The organism is Kineococcus arenarius subsp. arenarius (assembly GCF_050871845.1).
GTDB lineage: Bacteria > Actinomycetota > Actinomycetes > Actinomycetales > Kineococcaceae > Kineococcus.
The window spans coordinates 1-813 of record NZ_JBJLSE010000195.1 but is presented as its reverse complement, the minus strand read 5'-3'; the positions used below and the strand labels follow the sequence as shown (position 1 = coordinate 813).

The following is an 813-nucleotide window of genomic DNA, read 5'->3' as shown; positions in this document are numbered from 1 at the left end:
GACGGCGACAAGATCGGCAAGGTCGACGAGGTCTACCTGGACAACGCGACGAACCAGCCCGAGTGGGTCTCCGTGAAGACCGGCCTGTTCGGCTCGAACGTCTCCCTGATCCCGCTGTCCCAGGCCACGGTGAGCGGCGACACCATCACGGTGCCGTTCGCCAAGGGCATGGTCAAGGACGCCCCGCACCACGACCCCGGTCACGAGCTGTCCGAGGCGGACGAGGACGACCTGTACCGCTACTACGGCATCGCCTCGACCGGCGGCACCGTCACCGAGACGTCCTCGACGCAGACGAGCGGTACCACCGGTTACGCGGGCACCGCCTCGGGCACCACGGGTACTACGGGCACCACGGGTACCGAGGTGCGCGGTGAGGGCCACGACACCTCCGGGCCGAACACCGATGACGCCATGACGCGCTCCAAGGAGGAGCTGCACGTGGCCAAGGAGTCGCGTGAGGCGGGCCGGGCGCGGCTGCGCAAGTACATCACCAGCGAGAACGTGACCCGCACGGTGCCGGTGAACCGCGAGGAGGTCGTGGTCGAGCGTGAGCCGATCACCGAGGCCAACCGCGGTGCGGCGATGTCGGGTGGGGACCTGACCGAGGAGGAGCACGAGGTCACGCTGCACGAGGAGCGCGCCGTGGCCGCCAAGGAGACGGTGCCGGTCGAGCGGGTGCGTCTGGGGACGCAGACGGTGCAGGAGGAGCAGACCGTCTCCGCCGAGGTGCGCGAGGAGCACATCGACCTCGACGCCGGCCAGGAGGCCACCACGAAGCGCGACCGCTCCTGAGCGAGGACCGCGCCGAGG

General features: G+C 70.0%; 1 protein-coding gene. It reads left to right on the top strand.

Translation table 11 applies throughout. The features are described 5' to 3' along the window. Positions 1-795, top strand: a 795-nt coding sequence (locus ACRYM0_RS20870; protein ID WP_432507766.1) for a DUF2382 domain-containing protein, incomplete at its 5' end; no start/stop codon positions are given. Between the last annotated feature and the right edge of the window lie 18 nt (positions 796-813).